Source organism: Halostella sp. PRR32, from assembly GCF_034808085.1.
GTDB lineage: Archaea > Halobacteriota > Halobacteria > Halobacteriales > Natronoarchaeaceae > Halostella > Halostella pelagica.
Genome location: NZ_JAXHGL010000002.1, coordinates 487,918 through 507,642 on the forward strand (window position 1 = coordinate 487,918; position 19,725 = coordinate 507,642).

A 19,725-nucleotide genomic window follows, 5' to 3' on the forward strand; every position below is an offset into this window, starting at 1 on the left:
CTGACGCATGACCAGTGACACCACAGGCGGCATCGACACGGACGAAGCACCGGTTCCAGAGGAGGAGCAACAGGAACTCATCGAGGAGTTGGAGCGAAAGCGGTCGCTTACAGGCGTAGCGACGCTCGCCGTCTCGGCCGTCGCGATCCTCTTTTCGACCTTTCAGCTGTACCTCGCGGCGCGGAGTTCTCGCATCTCCGTCCCCATCCCGTTCACTGGCGAGGAGATCCACATCGTCTCGCTCCAGTCGCTGCAGACCCACTCGATCCACGTCGCGTTCGCGCTCGTTCTCGCGTTCCTTCTGTTTCCGACATCCACGGGCGATGGCTTCCTCTCGCGACGGCTGGGACGGATCCCGCCGTTCGTCCGTTCCCGGTTCGGCGAGGCGAACCCGGCGACGCGGACTGTCGAACGAATCGCGGACGGCGTCCGCTGGCTGGCGCTCGACCCCGACCGGGACCGAATCACGCCGCTCGATATCGGACTGATCGTACTCGCTGTCCTGGGGCCGGTGTACATGCTCAGGCACTTCGAGGAGATACGGGATATGCGGGTGTTCGGCCTCCAGCGCGGCGAGACGATCCCCGAACTGGTCCCGCTTCTGGAAGTGCCCGTAAGCGTGCTCTCGGCGCTCGGCCTCCCGCTCGAATCGCGGTCGTACGCCTTCCTGCTGGGTGCCGTTGGCATCCTGCTCGTGCTGGAAGCGACGCGGCGGGCGCTCGGGTTCTATCTGATGACTATCGTTGGGAGTTTCGTCGTCTACGCGCGCTGGGGGTATCTCATCCCCGGCAACGGCCAGTTCTCGTTCGGGGTCGGACCGATCGTCAGGGTCCCCTTCGTCGGCATCCTCTCGATCAAGGAACTGACGTGGGAGCAGATCGTCCGCAACCTCTGGTACACGACGGAGGGCATCTTCGGCGTCCCCGTCCGGGTGAGCGTCGCGTTCATCTTCGTGTTCATCCTCTTCGGCGCGTTCTTGGAGATGAGCGGCGCGGGCGAGTGGTTCATCGAACTCGCGTACGGGCTGACCGGCCGGCGGAAGGGTGGCCCGGCGAAGGCGAGTATCGTCGCCAGCGGGTTCATGGGGATGATAAGCGGGTCGTCGATCGCCAACACGGTGACGACCGGCGCGTTCACCATCCCGCTGATGAAGCGGTCGGGATACGACCCCGAGTTCTCCGGCGCGGTCGAGGCGTCGGCCTCCTCGGGCGGGCAGATCCTCCCGCCGGTGATGGGCGCGGCCGCATTCCTCATCGTCGAATTCACCGGGATAGCGTACGCGGAAGTGATCATCGCCGCCGCCATCCCCGCCATCGTGTTCTTCTTCGGCGTCTGGGTGATGGTCCACCTGAAGGCGTCACAGCAAGGGATCACGGGACTGGGCGACGAAGACATCGTCAACGTCCGCGACCACCTGAAACACGGTTGGTTCTACCTCCTGCCGATCGGCGTCCTGCTGTATTTCATCCTCATCGACCGCCTCACCATCGACCGCGCCGCGTGGTACTCGCTGATCGCGATCACCGCACTCATCGCCTTCGCGGCGGCGTACTCCGAACGCGACCGCGGACCGCTCGTCGGCGGCATCGCCGGCCTCTTCGGCCTGACGGTCGTCTCGTACCTGTTCGCCGGACGGGGACCGGTCGCCGCACTGGTCGCCTTCGTGACCGGCGGCAGTCCGGGCGGCCTTCCCTTTGACGCGGCTGTCGGCACCGCTCTCTTGCAGTTATCGTGGATAACGCTGTTCATCAGCCTCGCTGTGCTTCTCGCGCGGCCGTTCGGCGACTCGCCGCTGCTCGAACTCGACGGTGCGGTCGACACGGCGACGGAGCGCGCCGCGAACGCGCTCTCGCGGGAGCGCCTCGCGGAGAACCGGGCGTTCCGCGTCGGGTCGTTCGTCGTCAAGTCGATGGACAACGGCGCGCGAACGGCCACCGAAGTCGTCATCGCCGTCGCCGCGGCGGGGATCATTCCCGGCGTTATCGGCGTCAGTGGTCTGGGACCGAACCTCACGCAGGTCATCTTGCAGGCGAGCGGCGAATCGACTATCCTCCTGTTGGTGTTGACCGCAGTCTCCTCGATCATCCTGGGGATGGGGATGCCGACGACCGTGACGTACATCATCCTCGTCTCGATGCTTGGCGGGGCGATCGAAGGGGCCGGTCTCCCCCTGCTCGCCGGCCACCTCTTCATCCTCTACTTCGGCGTCATCGCGGACATCACGCCGCCGGTCGCCGTTGCGGCGTATGCGGCCTCCGGCGTGGCGAAGTCCGACCAGTTCGTCACCGGTATCAAGGCGTTTACGCTGTCGCTGAACAAGGCGATGGTCCCCTTCGCCTTCGTGTTCGCGCCCGGTATCCTGCTTATGCGTGTCACGAACGGCGGGGAGGGGACGCTCATCGGTTGGGCCGACGTGACTGACATCGGCTACTTCGTTCCCGAAGTGGTGATCCCCGTCATCGGCCTCTTCCTCGGCGTGCTCGCGCTCGGGCCGACGGTTATCGGCTACTACTACACGGACGTATCGGGTGTCGTCCGAGCGCTGCTCGCCGTCGCCTCGGTCCTGTTGATGGTGCCGCTCGCACTGTTCGACGTGGCGCAGGGGCTACTGACTCTGGCCGGTACCGGGATCGCGGTCGACCCGCTCGTCGTGGACCTGACGCTCCGCGCGGTCGGCCTCGCACTCTTCCTGGCACTGACTGTGAAAAACCGGCGGGCGATGACGGCGGAATCGACCGAAGACGCCGCGACGCCGACGGCGTAATTACTCTATCCGCGCCCGCCCGCTCGTCGCGCTCCGGATCCGGTCGCGCAGGTCCGCCGCCTCGGCGACTGGCACCCGCATTTCGAGCGTCACCTCCTCCTCGTACTCAGCCTCGAACTCGACGTCCGCGCTCTCGACGATGCCGCGGACCGTTCCGGAGTCGTCGTAGTCGACGGTGACCGAAACGGACTCGTGCGGCCGTCGCTCGACGATCCCGGCCTCGTCGACCGCGTCTTTCACGGCTTTGCTGTAGGCCCTCGCGAGGCCGCCGACGCCGAGGTTCGTGCCGCCGTAGTACCGCGTCACCACGACGGCGACGTTTTCCACGTCGCGCTGCTGGAGGACGTTCAGCGCGGGTTTGCCGGCTGAACCCGTCGGTTCGCCGTCGTCACTGGAGTACTCCCGAAACGGGTCCGCCCGGACGCGGTAGGCGGGCACGTTGTGGGTCGCGTCTTCGTACTCGTCGCTTACCGCGTCGACGAACGCCTCGGCCTCGGCGACGTCCGGAACCGGGGCCGCGTGGCCGATGAACTCCGAGCCCTGTACCTCGAAGGCCGCAGATGCTCGCTCGGCGACGGTGCTGTAGATGTCGTCGGTCATGGGTGATTGTCGTCGGCCGCCGCGTTCAACGGGCCGCGTCGGCGGTGGCGTGAGAGTTCGTGTCGGTCGACGCGACGCGGTCTCCGTCGGCCGGTTCCGCGCGGCCCTCACCGGCCTCGGTCGGTCTTTCGTCGTTCGGTCGGTCGTCGTCCGCACCGGTGTCGTTCGGTCGGTCGTCGTCCGCACCGCCGTCCGACCTGGTGTCGTAAAGGAGGAGGATCAGGATGCCGAGGAGAGTTAGCTCGATCACTTTCGTCGCGAACAGCGTTATCTCTTCAGTGACGTGCTCGTACAGACCGACGAGAGGGCTGCCGCCGTGGTGGCCGGCCTCCCAGGCGTACTGACCCTCGTGACCGCCGAGGAACAGCCATCCGACGAGGTAGCCGAGCATGAGCAAGATACCGGCGGCGTACACCACGTCGCGGCGAAGGCCGCGATACCAGAGCGTGACCCCGAGAAAGATGGCCGCTCCGGAGAGGACGAACAGGGCCTGTCGCGGGTCGGCCAACGGTCTCGACGCCATCAGGTAGTACGTCAGTCGCTCCACGCCGAGCATCAGGTGGATGCCTGCGGTGGTCGCGGCCAGCAACACCCCCGCAGACTCCAGCGTCTCACGTGTCCGCTGCTCCATACGCTCCCGTTTCGGCGGCGCGTTCAATAGCGCGTCGGTTCGACGGCGCGTTCAATAGCGCACCGAGTCGGGGCGTCGGACGGCGAACCGGACGCGGTCACTGCAGTTCGATCTTCCGGACGAACTCCAGGTCCCGGATCTCGTTGATGAGGTCGCCGGGCAGCGCCTCGTCGGTGATGATGTACAGTTTCGGGTCGACGGCGAACTCGGGGTCCTCGCTGACGGTCTGGCGCATGGAGATCCCGCGGTCGGAGATACGACCCGTCACCTCGGCGACGATGCCCGGTTCCTCCGTGTCGTTGACGTCGACCGTGAGGACGGTGAGATCCAGCACCGGCGCGAGGTCCATCAGGCTCGGGATCTGGGAGATGTTCTGGAAGATCCGCCGGAGTTCGGCGTCTTCGAGGATCGCGTCCGTCGTCGAGTCGACGACCCGTCGGTCCACGTCTATCTCGCGGGCGATGCCCGTGTTCGGGATCTCGATCCCGCCGGAGACCACCCGTCCCTCGTCGTTGACGGAGAACCCCCGCTCGAGTAACAGTCTGATGACAGCCTGCTGGCTCGGACTGCCCTCGAATTTCTCCATGATGACGTCGAACATAGGCGAAAGTACTGGTGTCCGGTCCTTAGTCGTGTGGATCGCGGCCGGTGGATTGATGGCATCCCGACCGCGTACGTACGGTCGTCGTGGGTCACGGTACTGACGTATTGTACGTCCGACATCCGGAACGAGCGTCGGCCCCGGAGTTCGAGGACAGCCTCGCCCCAGTACGCGAGGCCGCGTCGCTAGACGCGGTCTTCGCGACGCTCGACGAGGCGTCGGTCGACTGCATCGTCTGCGAGTCTCGGCTCGACGGTACCGACGGTCTCGACGTTCTCTCGGCGGTTCGTGAGCGCTCTCGGTCAGTCCCGTTTCTCCTCGTCGCCGACAGGGCGGACGGCCTAGAGGCCGCCGAGGCCACCCGTCTCGACGTGACCGAGTACGTCCCCCGGGACTCGCTTGGGGACGAAACGCTGGCGGACCGCGTCACGGAAGCGCTCGAAACGGGAGCAACTGATCCCCCGCTCGATTCGCTCCACGCTGTCGCTGACAGCATTTCGAACGCCGTGATCGCGATGACTGAAGACAGCGAGGTCGTGTTCGCCAACGAGGCGGTGAGCGACCTGACCGGGTACGACCACGAGGAACTGGTCGGCAAATCGCTGACCACGATCATCCCCGAGCGTTTGGAGGAACCCCACCACACGGGCATCGCGCAGTACCTCGAGACGGGCGAGCGCGGCCTGGACTGGAACTACGTCGAACTACCGATGGAACGCGCCGACGGGAGCGAACGAACCGTTGTCGTTTCGTTCGGGGAGTTCACCCGCAACGGAGAGCGGTACTTCACGGGGTCGCTCCGGGACATCACCGACCGCAAGGAGCGCGAGGAGATGCTGAGTAGCCTGCTCGAATCCAGCAACGCGCTCATCGATGCGGAGAGCCGAGAATCGATCGCCGACCTCGTCGCGGAGACCACCGCGGAGGTGTTCGGATACGGCCTCAACGCCGTGTTCCTCCACGACGAAGCGACCGACACCCTCGTCCCGACCGCCACGACCAACGAGACGCGCGAAATGCTCGGCGGCGTGGATAGCTTCGGAACCGACAACAATCACATCGGCGAGGCGTTCACCGCGGGCGAGTCCCTGATCGTAAACGACCTGGACTACGGTTCGCTCAGGTCGCTACTGGTGTTGCCGCTGGGATCGCACGGCGCCCTGGCGGTCGGCGCGGAGTCGGCGGGCGCGTTCGACGAGGCCGACCGTCAGTTGGTGGAACTGCTGTCGACCGCCGCTACGTCCGCGCTCAACCGGATGGAACGCGTCGACAGCATCGAGCGACTCCACCAGCAGACGCGCTCGATGCTGCGGGCCGACGGAAAAGAGGCAGTCTGCCGCGTGGTTCTGGACGCCGCTCGGGACGTGCTCGGCCATCGTATCACCGGCGTCCACCTGTACGACCCCGACAGAGAAAGCCTCGTTCCGACGGTCTGGACGGACGAAGTGGAAGCACGTATCGGTGAGCCACCGCCGTTCGACCGCGACGACGGGCTCGTCTGGGACGCCTATCGAAGCGGCGAACCCAGGGTGTACGACGACGTCACCGAGCACGATGCGTACAACCCCGAGAGCCCGTTCACGAGCGAGTTACATCTGCCCCTCGGCGACCACGGCGTCCTCCTCGCCAGCGAACCGGACCCGGCGGCGTTCGACAGCACCGACCTGCAACTGGCCCGCCTCCTCGCGGCGAACGCCGCCGTCGCCCTGGACCGCGTCGACCGGGAAACGGAACTCCAGCGCTTCGAAGCCGTCTTCGAAAACGTGCAAGACATGTTGTTCGTCGTCAACGACGAGGGGCAGTTCACCCACGTCACGCAACCGCTCGCCGAACGATTCGGTCGAGAGCGCGACGACCTCGTTGGCAAACACATCTCTGCGGTGTTAGACGAAGAGAACATCGAGCGGGGACGGGAACTGACCGAGGCGCTGCTGTCGGACGACGGGCGGACGAGCAGGACGTTCCAGACGGCCTTGCAGACGGACACCGGCGGCCGCTTCTCCGTCGAAGTGGAACTCACCCCGCTTCCGACGGCGGACCAGTTCAAGGGTACCGTCGGAACCGTCCGCGACCTCTCCGACCTGGAGCGGGCGCGCACCAAACTGCGCGAGGAGCGCAACCGGTTCGAATACCTCTTCGACAACATCCCCGACGCCGTCGTTGAGGTGGAGTTCGTCGACGGCGACCCGATCGTCCAGTCGGTCAATCCCGCCTTCGAGGACGTTTTCGGGTACGATCCGCGAGCCGTCATCGGCGACTCGCTCAACGATTACATCCTCCTCCCGGAACAGCGCAAGAGCGCCGAAGCGCTTGACCGTCGGGCGGGGGACGAAATGATCCGCGAGGAGTTGCGTCGCCTCACCGCGGATGGCCCCCGGCAGTTCCTGTTCCGGGGACTGACTTTCACCGACCAGAACGGGGACGAGTACGGGTTCGGCATCTACACGGATATCACCGAACAGCAGATGCGGCACCGTCAGTTGGAGGTGCTGAACCGCGTCCTCAGACACAACCTCCGGAACGACGTGAACGTCATCGTCGGATACGCCGACCAGATAGCCGCCGAAACGTCGTCGGAAACGGTCGTCGAGTACGCCGGGGCGCTCGCCACGACCGCAGAGGATCTGGTCGACCTGAGCAACAAGGCGCGGGAGGCGGAACAACTGCTGGACCGGGCGAACGACTCGTCGTGGGTCGATGCCTGCGAGGTGGTCGAAGCCGTCGCCGCGACGGCCCGCGAACAGTACGACGCCGCAACCATCGAGACCGACGCGCCGGGCAAGGTTCGCGTCACCGGCGACGAACGCCTCCGCGTCGCCGTCGAGAACCTGCTGGAGAACGCGGTCGAACACAACGACGGCGACAGTCCACACGCCAGGATGACCGTCGACACGTCCGTGGACGGGGAGCGCGCTGCCATCCGAGTCGCCGACGACGGGGACGGAATTCCGGACCACGAGCGAGCGGTCGTCGCCGGGGAAGCGGAGATAACCCCGCTCCAGCACGCGAGCGGTCTCGGACTGTGGCTCGTCTCCTGGATAGTCGACGCCTACGGCGGCAGCGTCGTATTCGGTAACAGCGACCTGGGCGGCGCGGAAGTCTCGTTGTCACTTCCGCGGGTGACAGAGAGCGGAGACCGAGATGCGGATCAGGAGTAGTTGGTCGGTTGGGTGTCGCCGACCTGCTTGTCGATCCACCGACGGACGTCCGCGACGAACAGACGGACTCCGTCACGACGGGTCATTGTGACAGCGTCGCTCGGCGACCGCACGACTGCGATGAGAGACCACATCGAACCGGCGGCGAACGCGCCGAGGGCGGAAAACGTCATGCCGAGCGTGGTGAACGTCAGGCCGTACGCCAGTCCGATGATCATCGACGGGAGACTCGTCCCGAGGGGGACGCGCGCCTCGGCGTCGCGAAGCGTGGGCGCGAGAAAGAAAATAGAGAGCGAACTTCCGAGCATAAACACGAAGTCCTGCCACATCATTCTTCGCGCACCGCCGTTGGACCGGTCGTCGGGAAGTCGTATGCGATACCTTCGGGAGTAGGGGTGGAACTCATCTTACCCTTACTAGGCGTGCCGAGTGGATAGTCAGAACGGCTAGACGCGTAGATACGGGGCGAGGGGGGAGGGCTATACTGATACGTGTGAGACGCGCCACCGAACGTTCCGAAGAGGCGGTTGCGTGCCGGTGTTGTCGGAATCCGCGGGACCGGCGACGAACGGAAGCCGGAGTAACGCGCCGGTAACGGTCTCGTACGACCGACAGGTCCGCCGGCGAGGGCGGTAACTCGGACCTACAGTTCGCCTTTCGTGCTCGGCGTCCCGGCGCGTCGGTCGTCGATCCGCGTCGCATCGTCTAGCGCGCGGGCCGTGGCCTTAAACAGCGCCTCTATCTCGTGATGGGCGTTCTCACCCGTCACGTCCGCGTGAAGCGTCAGGCCGGCGTTCGTCGACAGCGTTCGCAGGAAGTGTTTCGCCATGTGACTGGTCATCCCGCCCACGGACGCCTGCGAGAACGCGCCGTCGAACCGGAAAACCGGACGGCCGCTTACGTCGACGACGATGGACGCGACCGCCTCGTCGAGCGGCACTCTCCTGTCGGCGAACCGTTCGATCCGGGCCCGGTCGCCGAGCGCCTCGTCGAACGCGTCGCCGAGGACGATGGCGACATCCTCGACGGTGTGGTGGTCGTCGATCTCCAGGTCGCCGTCACAACGCACCGTCAGGTCGAACAGGCCGTGCTTGGCGAACGATTCGAGCATGTGGTCGAAAAAGCCGATCCCCGTGTCGACGGTGGCGTCGCCGTCGCCGTCGATGTCGACGGTTACCTCGATCTCCGTCTCCGCCGTCTCGCGGGTGGCGGCGGCCGTGCGGTCGGTCATACGGAAATCATGACGCGGACACTACAAGGGAATTCCGCCTCTGCACGACGCGGGAACCGATCTATCGTCGCCTGCAGACCCGGCGGCCGCCGGCCCGAACCGGGCAGGGAACCAAGCGGACGGCCCCGACCCGACGCTCTCCCGGTATCGGCTGATTACCGGCATAAACCGCCGAAAGGTATTCAGTCGTAGACGGCGTAGAGATCGGGATGGGAGTGATAGCCCTCTGTCATTTTCCAGCCGGCGGTTCGCTCACCGGCGGAGGAACGCCGTGACGACACCGCCGGGTGACGACCGATTGCCGGATGCCGAACGAGTGCGAAACGGCACTCGCCTCCGAGCAGAATACGCGGTAAATAGGATAGCGGACGCGCTACGGGTGCCGTCCGAAGTCACCGAGGACGCGACTGACCTCCTACACGGCGCGCTGGAGGCCGACGCGTCCCCCGACTGTTGTCCGGAGACGGTCGGAGCGGCGGCCGCGTACGCCGCCGTTCGCCGCGCCGAATACCCGCGAACGATAGCGGAAGTCGCCGACGCAGTCGACGGCGACCGCTCGGAAGTCTGCGGCGCGTACCACGACATGGTCCGAACCTTTGGGCTCTGTCTCGATCCGCCCGATCCCGCGCTGTTCGTCGCCCGTATCGTCAGCAAGTACGACCTACCGGACGCCGTCGAACGCCGCGCCCACGAGCGCCTGGAAACGACCGAGTTCCACGACTCGGACTCGGCGCTGGGAGTCGCCGCGGCGGCGGTCGTCCTGGAGAGCGACGCGTCCCCGGCCGACATCGCCGAATCGCTTCCCCTGTCGACGCTGACGGTCCGGTCGCGGTACGTGCCGCGGTTTGGCGAGCGATAGCGAGCCAAACCTCGTCGTGGAGCCCCGCGGAACGACGGCGGTTTGACGAACGGATGTGAGTCAACTCTCTCACGAAATGACGGTGAGTCGGCGAGCGATAGCGAGCTAAACCTCGTCGAGGAGCTCTGCGGAATTCACGATAACAGCCCGCACTCGACCATTTACTCCTCGACTGCGTCCATCGCTTCGCCCAGCGTGAACCGCCCCTCGTACAACGCGCTCCCGACGACGACAGCGGCAGCGCCCGCTTCTCGGAGCGCGCGCACGTCGTCGATAGTCGCCACGCCACCGCTCGCGACGACCGGGATGTCGACGGCTTCTACGACCCGACGGACGGGGTCGGTCTGGACGCCGTCCAGTTGGCCCTCGACGTCGACATCGGTGAACAGGATAGCGCCGGCACCCAGTTCTTCGTAGCGTTCGGCGGCCTCAGCGGGGTCGAGACCGGTGCCCTCGGTCCAGCCGGAAACCACGACTTCGCCGTCTTTCGCGTCCAGACTGACCATCACCGAGTCGGGATACGTCTCGCTGATCTCCGCGACTATGTCGGGGTTCTCGACGGCCGCGGTGCCGAGAATGACGCGGTCGACGCCCCGCTTTAGCAGGTCGGTCGCGTCGTCGACGGTGCGGATGCCGCCGCCGAGTTGGACGTCCACGCCGACAGCACCGAGGACGCGACCCACGGCGTCCGCGTTCGCGCGTTCGCCCTCGAAGGCACCGTCGAGGTCGACCATGTGGAGCGTCGACGCGCCCTGGTCGACCCAGCGCTTTGCCGACTCGACGGGGTCGCCGTAGCGCTTTTCCGTGCCGCGCTCGCCCTGGACGAGTTGGACAACCTCGCCGTCCTGTACGTCGACGGCGGGGATCACTGAAAAGGTAGGAAACGGATCCATACGGTCGCTCGGAGTGGAGAGAGCGTAAAGCCACCGAGTCGGCCACGTCGCCGATCTCTCCGGAGACCTACAAGAGTTAAACCGTTCAGCGCCGTTTGTTCCTCTGTGTCTCTTGTACTTCTTGCCGTCGGGTTGGCTGTCGCCGCGTTCGTCGGGTTCAATATCGGGGGGTCCTCCACGGGCGTCGCCTTCGGACCGGCGGTCGGTAGCGGTGTCATGTCGAAGCTCGCGGCCGGCATCCTGATGGCCGGGTTCGCGCTTCTGGGCGGGTGGACGGTCGGCCGAAACGTCATCGAGACGATGGGGGGTCAGATCGTCCCGTCGGGGCTGTTCACGCTGGAGGTGAGCATCACGGTTCTTTTCTTCATCGGCTTCGCTCTCTTCCTCTCGAACGTCGTCGGCGTGCCTGCTTCCACGTCGATGACTGCGGTCGGCGCGATAGCCGGCCTCGGCGTCGCGACGGGAACGCTCAACGCGGCCGTGATGCTGGAGATCGTCTCCTGGTGGATCGTCGCGCCGGTCATCGCGTTCTGGGTCTCGGGCGTCATCGGCCGGTACTTCTACCCCGCGTTGGTCCACCGGTTCGAGGTGACACAGACGGAAGGGAGACTGGTCGCTCTCGACAGGTCGGGAACCTTCCCCCGACCGGAGTTCGGCCCGAACACGACGATCAGGGAGTTCGTCGGGACGGCGCTCGTGATCGTCATCGGCTGTTACATGGCCTTCGCCGCGGGCGCGTCGAACGTCGCCAACGCCGTCGCGCCGCTGGTCGGCAACGGCTCGCTCTCGATGAACGCCGGCATCCTGCTCGGCGGTGGTGCGATAGGCGTCGGCGCGATAACCATCGCGCGCCGGACGCTCGACACTATCGGAAACGACCTGACCGAACTCCCGCTTCTCGCCGCGCTCGTCGTCGAGGTGGTGAGCGCGTCGCTCATCACCGTGTTGTCGGAACTCGGCATTCCGGCGAGTTTCGTCGTCGTGGCGACGATGAGCATTCTCGGCCTCGGTTGGGGTCGGGCGACACGAACGGCGACCATCTCCGACACCGTCCACGGCGAAGCACCGGAGCGTATCTCCGTCGGCGCGCTCGCGGCCGATTCCGCGGACGAAGGGGCCGCGACCGTCGGTAATCCGACGCCGGAGCCCGCACAGAACGGTGGCCAACGCGAGGTGCCGCCTATCGGCGACGAGGACGCCGAGGACATCCCCAGCGCTTCGGACCTGTTCGAACCGGCGACGACGGCACGAGTCATCGCGCTCCAGAACGTCGTCCCCGCAATCGCGACCATCGCCGCCTTTCTCGTCTTTCAGTTCGTCCCCGGACTGGCCGGGTAGACGGGTCCCATCCGGCCGGATAAGCGGACTTTTACGCTGACACGTCATCGGAATCGGTATGGTTGAAGTGCTGCTCGTCGTGGGAATAGCGGTGGCCGTGTTCGTCGGCTTCAACATCGGCGGGTCCTCTACTGGCGTCGCGTTCGGTCCGTCCGTCGGCAGCCGCGTCGTCTCAAAGATCGGGGCAGCGGCGTTAATGGCCGGGTTCGCGCTTCTGGGCGGGTGGACGGTCGGTCGGAACGTCATCGAGACGATGGGGGGCCAGATAGTCCCGAGCGACCAGTTCACGCTCGCGGCGAGCGTCGGCGTCCTCTTTTTCGTCGGCCTCGCGCTGCTCGTTTCGAACCTGTTCGGCGTACCCGCCTCTACGTCGATGACTGCGGTCGGCGCGATAGCCGGCCTCGGCGTCGCGACTGACTCGATCAACTGGGAGGTCATGGGGCAGATCGTCTCCTGGTGGCTCATAGCCCCGATCGCCGCCTTCTGGGTGTGTGCGATCATCGGGCGGTACTTCTACCCGTACCTCTCCGTGGCGTTCGCCATCGACCGCTCGGACGGCCCGCTACTGGCGGTCGACAGGAGCGGGGTCGTTCCCCTGCCGACCCCTGCGCCGTCAGTCACCGCGCGGGAACTCGTCGGGAGCGGGCTGGTCGTCGGGATCGGCTGTTACATGGCCTTCGCCGCGGGCGCGTCGAACGTCGCCAACGCCGTTGCCCCGCTGGTCGGCAACGGCTCGCTCTCGATGAACGCCGGCATCCTGCTCGCCGGCGGGGCGATCGGTCTCGGCGCGTTCACCATCGCGCGCCGGACGCTCGACACCGTCGGCAACGACCTGACTGACCTGCCGCTACTGGCGGCGCTCATCGTCGAGGTGGTGAGCGCATCGCTCATTACCGTGCTGTCGGAACTCGGCATTCCCGCCAGTCTCGCCGTGAGCGCGACGATGAGCATCGTCGGCCTCGGCTGGGGTCGGGCGACCCGGACGACGACGATTTCGAACGCCGCGACGGAGGCGATCCGCAGCAAAGCGGACGCCTCTCCCCGACAGGGAGAGGCCGGAACGCTCGTCGGCGCACTCGGCGCGGACGAGCGCGGCGACGAGGTAACGCCCATCGGGGAGGAGGAACCGGAGGAGTTGGCTGCGAGCGACCTCTTCGATCCGGCGACGACCGGGCGAGTCATCATGCTGTGGATACTCACCCCCACGATTTCCGGGGTACTGTCGTACCTGCTGTTCGAATTCGTAGCAGTTTGATCCGCGGAAAAACAGCAAGGTCTAACAGTTAGGGGGTCGAACCTTCGGGGTGATGCCCACGGTAGAATACCTCAACTACGAAGTACTGGACGACCACGGTTGGGAGATGGACGACGACGACCTCTTCGATCAGGCTGCCGACGCGGACCTCGGTGACGAGGACTACGGTACGCTCGACGTGAACGAGGGCGAGTACATCCTCGAAGCCGCCGAGGCACAGGGCTACGACTGGCCCTTCTCGTGTCGCGCCGGCGCGTGTGCGAACTGCGCCGCGATCGTCAAAGAGGGCGAGATCGACATGGACATGCAGCAGATCCTCAGCGACGAGGAGGTCGAGGAGAAGAACGTTCGACTGACCTGCATCGGCAGCCCCGCCGCCGACGAGGTGAAGATCGTCTACAACGCGAAGCACCTCGACTACCTGCAGAACCGCGTCATATAAGCAACAGCGCAGAAACTGCGCGGAACAGATGCCCCTCTCACGGGGCTGATTTTACGCGGTCGAGTCAATCTGTCTACAAGGTGTAGTCCTGTCTCCGGCTTTCGATCCGTCAGGCGGTTAGATCTCTGTGGCACCGAACACCATCTTTTCGACGGGTCTACGCTCAGATCCCGCTCCTTGAGGGTCGAGCGCGCAGGGCGGTGATCGTCGCTCGTTCCCCTGATACGTCCGGCAGGACTCATCGCCCGGGGAAAACACCATACGCGCCGCACCCGTTGGAAACGGTATGACAGAGACAGACAGGCCTACGGTCGAAGACGTGATGTCTACACCACTGGAGACGATTTCGAAGGATGCGACCGTGATGGAGGCGGCACAGCGGATGGAGGAAAAAGAGATCAGCGCGCTGGTCGTCCCGACCTCGCCGCGGTCGATCATCAGCAGCACGGACGTGCTCAGTGCCGTCGCCGCGGGACGAGATACCTCAGAACTACAGGTCTCGGACGTAATGACGACAGACGTCGAAACCGCCACGCCGAACCTCTACATGGAGGAGGTAGCCGCGATGATGACTAACTACGGTATCAAACACCTCCCGGTCGTCGACGACGATTACGTCGGGATGGTCTCTTCGACCGACGTCGCGGCCCACCTATCGTAAACTGCCGCCGAACCGGTCACTGCTCCCTCTCACCTAGCAGAAGGACAGCATAGCGCTTCTCCGCCGCGGTCCCCGGCCCTCGCCGTTCGCAGCGGAATATATATCACGTAGACGGCATCGATTATCGAACGTGCTCCAAGCCGTCATCACCGTCTTCCTCGACTCGCCGACCGCCGACCTCCTGCGGTTGCTCGCGGTACCCGTATTCGCCTGGGCCGCTTACCGAGACGTGGCGACCCGCCGAGTCCCGAACTGGACGTGGGCACCGCTCGCGCTCCTCGCGCTGGCGTTGCTGGGCTGGGACGCCTGGACAGCCTGGACCGCGAGCGAGTTCGCCTGGCGGCGCTTTCTCGTCCCGGCGGCGGTAAGTGCCGGCCTCGTGATCCCGATAGCCTACCTGTTCTGGCGCACGGGCGGGTTCGGCGGGGCCGACGCCAAGGCGCTGATGGTGATCGCCTTGCTCTTTCCCGTCTATCCGGTCTATCTGCTGCCGAGTGGCACGCTCCCGCTTCAGGCGACGAACATCCGGGTGTTTTCGTTCACGGTGCTTACGAACACGGTGCTTTTCGGCCTCGCCGCACCGCTCCTGCTCGCCGCGCGGAACGCCGCCGCCGGGCGAGTGTCGTCGGTGATGTTCGTCGGCCGTCCCGTCGCTGTCGGGAACATCCCCGAGACTCACGGCCGACTGCTCGACGGCCCGGCGGGCGCGACTCGGCGCGGGCTCGACCTGGACGCTCTCAGGATGTATCTCCGGTGGCGTGGGATCGACTTCGAGACGCTCCGGTCCCGCGCCGACGCGTTACGCGACCCGGCGACGCTCCCGGACGAACCGAACCCGCCGACGGACGGCGCAGTCAGCGCCGTACCGACCGACGACCCGGCGGCTAGTGACGACCCGCTCGACGGTGCCGCCGACGGTGCGACGCGTGACGGCGCGGCTGAAGACTCCGGGGGCGATAGCCCCGAAGATGCCGACGCGTTCGACGACCCGTGGGGCGCAGAGGCGTTCCTGACGGACGTCGACAGCGCGTACGGTGCGACGGCCGAGGACCTGCGCGACGGCCTCGACGTTCTCGCGGCCGAGGACTCGGTGTGGGTGTCGCCCGGCATCCCGTTTATCGTCCCAATGTTCGTCGGCCTCGTGGTGGCACTGACCTACGGTGACGTGCTGTTCGGCCTGTTCGCGCTCGTCGGTACCGTGTAGCGAGCGGATCGGCTCGGTACCCACTGTGTCGTCTCTTTCTGATCCTCCAAACAGCGAGAGCGTCGCGGCCGCCCCGATAACCATCATGGTTTATTGTGATCGAGAGGCTACGTTAGGGAAGTCATGAGCAGTGAACGACCATCCGAAACCGGAACGTTACCTGCCGAGGAAATGGGGGTCGCAGCGGAGATCCCGATCACGCTCCGTCTGATCGGGACGGCCATGTTCAGCGGATTAGTCGGGATGGTTCTGATGATCCCCGTACTGGTCGGACTGCCGGTGGCGCTCGACCTGTTCCAGACCGAACCGATCGTGCGGTTCGCGTCGTTCGCGTCCTTCCTCGGGTTCGAACCGAGCCTGGCGGTGGGCGTCGCGCTATTCGTCCTCGGTGGGACGCTGTTCCTCCCGGTCCAGTTCCTCGTCGTCGGCGCGTTCCTCCCGCCGGAATCGCCTCGGTACGCCCGCGGCGCTAGCTTCGGACTCATCTACTGGATCGGCTTCCTGATGGCGTTCTGGCCCCCCGGTGGTACGCTCGCGGTCGGACTGTTCGTCGTGGTTTCGTTCCTCTATCACCTGTTCTACGGCCTCGCGCTGGGCTACCTGATCGACAGGTGGGCTGAGATACCGCAACACGGGGTGTGACCGCCACGTTCCCGGCCGCGATAGAATTCGCGCGGGGGCACCGATATTATAACGCGTCGTAGACGGGATAGACGAGGGTCCAGAGCGCCGCGAACGCCGCGCCGACGACCACGACGGCGGCCAAGATGTCCGTCGACGCGCGGGGACCGGAGAGGAGCGCCCAAAACGTCGCGATGGGGAGACAGACCGTGACGGCGAGACTCCCGAGTTCGACCGCCGCGATCGTCGGGTTCGCCCGCAGTTCCGCCAGGATCCCGTCAGTGTCGGCCGCGCCGTCGTCGGCCGTCCCGTCCGCCGCGCTCGCCTCGTCGTCCATATCGTCCCGTGCGCGCCAGACCACTAAAACAGTCCCGGCGTCGGCACGAACAAAAGACCTATTCGCCGCAACGACGTGTTTCCCGGATATGACCGCCGCCACCGCCGTGGAGATGGATTTCGGCGAGAACGGCCGTATTCCGGCCGTCGCCCAGGACGCCGAAACGCGCGAGGTGTTGATGCTCGCGTACGTCACGCCCGAGGCCCTCGAACGCACCCGCGAGACGGGGCGCGCTCACTACTACTCGCGGAGCAGGGACGAACTCTGGGAGAAAGGGGCGACCAGCGGCCACGTGCAACGCGTCGAGGAGGTACGTGTCGACTGCGACGGGGACAGCGTCCTCTATCTCGTCGAACAGGAGGGCGGCGCGTGCCACACCGGCTTCGCCTCGTGTTTCTACCGCACCGCCGACGGCGAGCGCGTCGGCGAGAAGGTGTTCGACCCCGACGATGTCTACGAGTAACACTTGTTCATGAGTGAGAACCCCATCGCCGCGCTCGAATCCGCCGACGAAACGGTTCGGTCCGTGGAGCGAGAGATCGAAGCGTTCGGCGAATCGAGCGTGACGACCGTCGCGGACGCGTACGGCGACATGGTCGACCTGTTCGAGCGCTACGAGGACCGCGCGACCGGCACCGGCGACTTCCAGGCGTTCGTGGAGTTTCAGGACGCCGTTGCCCAACTGGTCGAAGGGCTCCCGGACGACATGACCCACCGCGACGCCTTCGAGGAGACGCTCGACGTGCTCGACAAGCGCCGCCTGAGCGAGAGCGATTTCGCCGCCGCGCGCGAGACGCTCGCCGACGTCGGGTCCGTCGCGGAACTGCCGGAAGAGCGCGCGAACGCGCTCGAAACGTACCGCGACGCCCGAAAGGCGGCGGCCCGCAGGAAAGGGACAGTCGAAGACCGGATCGACCACCTCGAACGCCTGCTCGAACTCGGCGACGCCGACCTCGACGCGCCCGTCGACACGCTCCGAGACCCGATCGAGGCGTACAACGAGGCCGTCCGCGACGCGTTCCGGACGTTCCGGAACGAGGAGAGCGCCCGCACGGTGCTCGGTCTCGCCGTCGACGCCGACAAGTACCCGCTGGTCGACCTCGACCCGCCGCCGTCGGACCTTCTCGACTACGTCCGCGAATCACCGGCCGGCGAGGAGCCGATACCGACGCTGCTCTCGTACGCCGACTACTCGAAGTCGAAACTCGACCACTACGTCGACGACGCCGCGACGCTCAAACGGCAGGTCGCAACGCGCCAGACCTACCTCGAACGCTTCGACGCTGACCCGCTCACGGTGGAGTGGCCGCCGACGGACGCCGACCGACTATGGTGGCGTACCCGGGAACTGATCTCGCTCGTCTCGCGGTTCGCATCCGAAGAGGTCGTGGCGCGGCTCCGCGACGTGCGTACACTGACCCGCGAGGACGACTACGAACGCCTCCGGAACGCCGCCGTCGCACGAGAACGACTCGGCCCCGAGGAACGCGACCGCCTCGCCTCCGGCGACGTCGCTGACGAACTGGATGACCTGCGCGAGGAACGCGACCGCCTCGCCGACGCGCTCGGCGAGTATCCGGACCGCTAGTCCTCGCTACGCCGGGGCAGTTCAAACGCGCCGCACTCCACGCCTCTGGCCTCCTACGCCTCAGCCTTCGCTGTGTCGAGCGCTCTGGCACGCACTCCGCTCCACTACTCGAACACGACGCTCACGCGTCGGTTCTCGCTGCGTCGAGTGCGGCGCGCATCCCCTCTGCCAACTCCTCCGCTCGCGCCTGCTCGCGGGCTTCAGCGTATATCCGGACCAGCGGTTCGGTGCCGCTCGGGCGGGCGAGCACCCAGGCGTCGCCGTAGTCGAGGCGGTATCCGTCGGTCGCGTCGAGCGCCGCTTCGGACCCCTGAGCGCGGGCCTCGGCGGCCGTTAGCATCGCACGGCACTCGTCGTCGGTGTCGTACTCGATGTTCAGCCGGACGTTGTAGTAGTCGTCGTAGGGTGAAACGAGTTCACTCAACGGGCGCTCCGCGACGAGTTCGAGAAATCGCGCGCCGATGTACGCGCCGTCGCGGGCAAGGCGGTAATCCGGGAAGAAGACGCCGCCGTTGCCCTCCCCCGCGATGGGCACCGTTGCGCCCTCGGCGCGCAGGTCGCGGATGCGCGAGATGATGTTCGTCGAACCGATGGGCGTGAGTTCGAGATTCGCGCCGACCGACTGAACCACGTCGACGAGGCGCTGGGAGACGTTGACCGCCGACACCGTCGTGTCGTCCTGAGAGAGCTCCGCAGCGGCCAGCGCGGCGAAGGTCGCGTCGCCCTCGACGTACTCGCCGCGTTCGTCGTAGAAGATGGCGCGGTCCGCGTCGCCGTCGTGAGCGATTCCGATGTCGGCGTCCGTCGACGCGACGAGGCGGCCGAGGTCGTCCAGGTTCTCCGGCACCGGTTCGGGGTCGCGTCCCGGAAAGTGCCCGTCCGGCTGCGAGTTGACCGTGACGACGCGACAGCCCAGTTCGCGGAAGAACTCCGGGCTGGTGAGTGCACCTGCACCGTGGCCCGGGTCGAGGGCGACGGTCAGGTCGGCGTCGGCGATCAGGTCGCCGTCGACGGCGGCGTGGAGTTGGTCGATGTACTCGCGCTGAGCGCCGTCGACGGACCGCGCTCGGCCGGTCCGGTCCCACGACACCGTCTCGAAGCGCTCGGCGAGGAGGTGTTCCTCGACGCGTTCGAGGTCGGCGACCGATAGCTCGACGCCGTCGGGACCGATCAGTTTCATGCCGTTGAACTCTGGCGGGTTGTGCGAGGCCGTGATCATCAGCGCCGGAACGCCCTCCCGCTCCGCGTACGCCTGCAGTCCCGGCGTCGGGACGATACCGAGACGGTCGACGTCAGTGCCGACACTCGCCAGGCCGCTGGCGGCGGCGTCTGCGAGCATCCGCCCCGTCTTCCGCGTGTCCCGAGCGATAGCGACCCTGTCAGCGTTCCAAACCGTCCCCGCCGCTTTGGCGACCCGAAGGAGGAACTCGGGCCCCAGCGACTCGTTGACCACGCCCCGCGTTCCGCTCGACCCGAACACTTCCATTACCTGTATCTATCTGTATGCGTTCCCAAAGTGGTTCCGAAGAACGCCGGAACGCT

19 protein-coding genes are annotated in these 19,725 nt (G+C 66.1%); 11 read left to right on the plus strand and 8 right to left on the minus strand.

Annotated features, from left to right (window positions below; all coding sequences use genetic code 11):
• Positions 1–7 precede the first annotated feature (7 nt).
• On the plus strand, positions 8–2,764 hold the full coding sequence (locus SM753_RS07735; protein ID WP_323191152.1) for a TRAP transporter fused permease subunit: 2,757 nt from the start codon (positions 8–10) through the stop codon (positions 2,762–2,764).
• Here the strand turns inward: SM753_RS07735 and SM753_RS07740 are convergent, their stop codons facing one another.
• From SM753_RS07740 to SM753_RS07750, 3 genes are all read right to left on the minus strand, one after another.
• Positions 2,765–3,364 (minus strand): YigZ family protein, encoded by a 600-nt coding sequence (locus SM753_RS07740; RefSeq protein WP_138798388.1) that lies wholly within the window; start codon positions 3,362–3,364, stop codon positions 2,765–2,767.
• A 25-nt stretch (positions 3,365–3,389) separates the two neighbouring features.
• A complete protein-coding gene (locus SM753_RS07745; protein WP_323191153.1) occupies positions 3,390–3,995 on the minus strand; it encodes a hypothetical protein in 606 nt (201 codons plus the stop codon).
• A 97-nt stretch (positions 3,996–4,092) separates the two neighbouring features.
• On the minus strand, positions 4,093–4,596 hold the full coding sequence (locus tag SM753_RS07750) for an amino acid-binding protein (protein WP_135535015.1): 504 nt from the start codon (positions 4,594–4,596) through the stop codon (positions 4,093–4,095).
• An 86-nt stretch (positions 4,597–4,682) separates the two neighbouring features.
• On the opposite strand from SM753_RS07750, the gene SM753_RS07755 reads away from it, so the two are divergent.
• A complete protein-coding gene (locus tag SM753_RS07755) occupies positions 4,683–7,754 on the plus strand; it encodes a PAS domain S-box protein (RefSeq protein WP_323191154.1) in 3,072 nt (1,023 codons plus the stop codon).
• On the opposite strand, the gene SM753_RS07760 is transcribed toward SM753_RS07755, so the two are convergent.
• Positions 7,745–8,086, minus strand: a complete 342-nt coding sequence (locus SM753_RS07760) for a hypothetical protein (protein ID WP_135535017.1) — start codon at positions 8,084–8,086, stop codon at positions 7,745–7,747. The two genes, SM753_RS07755 and SM753_RS07760, sit on opposite strands and share 10 nt — an antisense overlap.
• A 311-nt stretch (positions 8,087–8,397) precedes the next feature.
• Positions 8,398–8,985: an imidazoleglycerol-phosphate dehydratase HisB gene (hisB, locus tag SM753_RS07765; protein ID WP_323191155.1), complete on the minus strand. Its 588-nt coding sequence runs from the start codon at positions 8,983–8,985 to the stop codon at positions 8,398–8,400.
• Between the two features lie 271 nt (positions 8,986–9,256).
• Between hisB and SM753_RS07770 the strand changes: the two genes are divergently transcribed.
• Positions 9,257–9,844 (plus strand): hypothetical protein, encoded by a 588-nt coding sequence (locus tag SM753_RS07770; RefSeq protein WP_323191156.1) that lies wholly within the window; start codon positions 9,257–9,259, stop codon positions 9,842–9,844.
• 161 nt (positions 9,845–10,005) lie between these two features.
• On the opposite strand, the gene hisA is transcribed toward SM753_RS07770, so the two are convergent.
• Positions 10,006–10,737: a 1-(5-phosphoribosyl)-5-[(5-phosphoribosylamino)methylideneamino]imidazole-4-carboxamide isomerase gene (hisA, locus tag SM753_RS07775; protein ID WP_138798393.1), complete on the minus strand. Its 732-nt coding sequence runs from the start codon at positions 10,735–10,737 to the stop codon at positions 10,006–10,008.
• A 105-nt stretch (positions 10,738–10,842) separates the two neighbouring features.
• On the opposite strand from hisA, the gene SM753_RS07780 reads away from it, so the two are divergent.
• The 6 genes from SM753_RS07780 (at position 10,843) to SM753_RS07805 (ending at position 16,279) form a co-directional block, all read left to right on the plus strand.
• Positions 10,843–12,075, plus strand: a complete 1,233-nt coding sequence (locus SM753_RS07780) for an inorganic phosphate transporter (protein WP_323191157.1) — start codon at positions 10,843–10,845, stop codon at positions 12,073–12,075.
• 58 nt (positions 12,076–12,133) lie between these two features.
• Positions 12,134–13,330 carry an inorganic phosphate transporter gene (locus SM753_RS07785; protein ID WP_135535022.1) on the plus strand — a complete coding sequence of 399 codons (1,197 nt, stop codon included), beginning with the start codon at positions 12,134–12,136 and terminating at the stop codon, positions 13,328–13,330.
• Positions 13,331–13,382: 52 nt separating this feature from the next.
• Positions 13,383–13,772: a ferredoxin Fer gene (gene fer / locus SM753_RS07790; RefSeq protein ID WP_135535023.1), complete on the plus strand. Its 390-nt coding sequence runs from the start codon at positions 13,383–13,385 to the stop codon at positions 13,770–13,772.
• A gap of 286 nt (positions 13,773–14,058) precedes the next feature.
• Positions 14,059–14,433, plus strand: coding sequence for a CBS domain-containing protein (locus SM753_RS07795; RefSeq protein WP_323191158.1), 375 nt, complete (start codon positions 14,059–14,061; stop codon positions 14,431–14,433).
• A gap of 130 nt (positions 14,434–14,563) precedes the next feature.
• On the plus strand, positions 14,564–15,637 hold the full coding sequence (locus SM753_RS07800) for a prepilin peptidase (RefSeq protein ID WP_323191159.1): 1,074 nt from the start codon (positions 14,564–14,566) through the stop codon (positions 15,635–15,637).
• A 123-nt stretch (positions 15,638–15,760) separates the two neighbouring features.
• Positions 15,761–16,279, plus strand: coding sequence for a DUF6789 family protein (locus SM753_RS07805; RefSeq protein WP_323191160.1), 519 nt, complete (start codon positions 15,761–15,763; stop codon positions 16,277–16,279).
• Between the two features lie 46 nt (positions 16,280–16,325).
• Here the strand turns inward: SM753_RS07805 and SM753_RS07810 are convergent, their stop codons facing one another.
• Entirely contained in the window at positions 16,326–16,595 is a 270-nt protein-coding gene (locus SM753_RS07810) for a hypothetical protein (RefSeq protein WP_202613859.1), read from the minus strand.
• An 88-nt stretch (positions 16,596–16,683) separates the two neighbouring features.
• Between SM753_RS07810 and hisI the strand changes: the two genes are divergently transcribed.
• The gene (hisI, locus tag SM753_RS07815; protein WP_135535024.1) at positions 16,684–17,058 is read left to right on the plus strand and encodes a phosphoribosyl-AMP cyclohydrolase; all 375 of its coding nucleotides are present in this window, start codon (positions 16,684–16,686) and stop codon (positions 17,056–17,058) included.
• Between the two features lie 9 nt (positions 17,059–17,067).
• The gene (locus tag SM753_RS07820; RefSeq protein ID WP_323191161.1) at positions 17,068–18,183 is read left to right on the plus strand and encodes a hypothetical protein; all 1,116 of its coding nucleotides are present in this window, start codon (positions 17,068–17,070) and stop codon (positions 18,181–18,183) included.
• A 121-nt stretch (positions 18,184–18,304) separates the two neighbouring features.
• On the opposite strand, the gene glmM is transcribed toward SM753_RS07820, so the two are convergent.
• Entirely contained in the window at positions 18,305–19,669 is a 1,365-nt protein-coding gene (gene glmM, locus SM753_RS07825; RefSeq protein ID WP_323191162.1) for a phosphoglucosamine mutase, read from the minus strand.
• Positions 19,670–19,725: the final 56 nt, after the last annotated feature.

What these genes read in the sequence shown, in the direction of transcription:
- SM753_RS07820 (WP_323191161.1), top strand. Translation starts at nt 17,068, where the DNA reads ATGAGTGAGAACCCCATCGCCGCGCTCGAATCCGCCGACGAAACGGTT.
- hisA (WP_138798393.1), bottom strand. Translation starts at nt 10,737, where the DNA reads ATGGATCCGTTTCCTACCTTTTCAGTGATCCCCGCCGTCGACGTACAG.
- glmM (WP_323191162.1), bottom strand. Translation starts at nt 19,669, where the DNA reads ATGGAAGTGTTCGGGTCGAGCGGAACGCGGGGCGTGGTCAACGAGTCG.
- SM753_RS07810 (WP_202613859.1), bottom strand. Translation starts at nt 16,595, where the DNA reads ATGGACGACGAGGCGAGCGCGGCGGACGGGACGGCCGACGACGGCGCG.
- fer (WP_135535023.1), top strand. Translation starts at nt 13,383, where the DNA reads ATGCCCACGGTAGAATACCTCAACTACGAAGTACTGGACGACCACGGT.
- SM753_RS07745 (WP_323191153.1), bottom strand. Translation starts at nt 3,995, where the DNA reads ATGGAGCAGCGGACACGTGAGACGCTGGAGTCTGCGGGGGTGTTGCTG.
- SM753_RS07795 (WP_323191158.1), top strand. Translation starts at nt 14,059, where the DNA reads ATGACAGAGACAGACAGGCCTACGGTCGAAGACGTGATGTCTACACCA.
- SM753_RS07740 (WP_138798388.1), bottom strand. Translation starts at nt 3,364, where the DNA reads ATGACCGACGACATCTACAGCACCGTCGCCGAGCGAGCATCTGCGGCC.
- SM753_RS07760 (WP_135535017.1), bottom strand. Translation starts at nt 8,086, where the DNA reads ATGATGTGGCAGGACTTCGTGTTTATGCTCGGAAGTTCGCTCTCTATT.
- SM753_RS07750 (WP_135535015.1), bottom strand. Translation starts at nt 4,596, where the DNA reads ATGTTCGACGTCATCATGGAGAAATTCGAGGGCAGTCCGAGCCAGCAG.
- hisB (WP_323191155.1), bottom strand. Translation starts at nt 8,985, where the DNA reads ATGACCGACCGCACGGCCGCCGCCACCCGCGAGACGGCGGAGACGGAG.
- SM753_RS07785 (WP_135535022.1), top strand. Translation starts at nt 12,134, where the DNA reads ATGGTTGAAGTGCTGCTCGTCGTGGGAATAGCGGTGGCCGTGTTCGTC.
- hisI (WP_135535024.1), top strand. Translation starts at nt 16,684, where the DNA reads ATGACCGCCGCCACCGCCGTGGAGATGGATTTCGGCGAGAACGGCCGT.
- SM753_RS07735 (WP_323191152.1), top strand. Translation starts at nt 8, where the DNA reads ATGACCAGTGACACCACAGGCGGCATCGACACGGACGAAGCACCGGTT.
- SM753_RS07805 (WP_323191160.1), top strand. Translation starts at nt 15,761, where the DNA reads ATGAGCAGTGAACGACCATCCGAAACCGGAACGTTACCTGCCGAGGAA.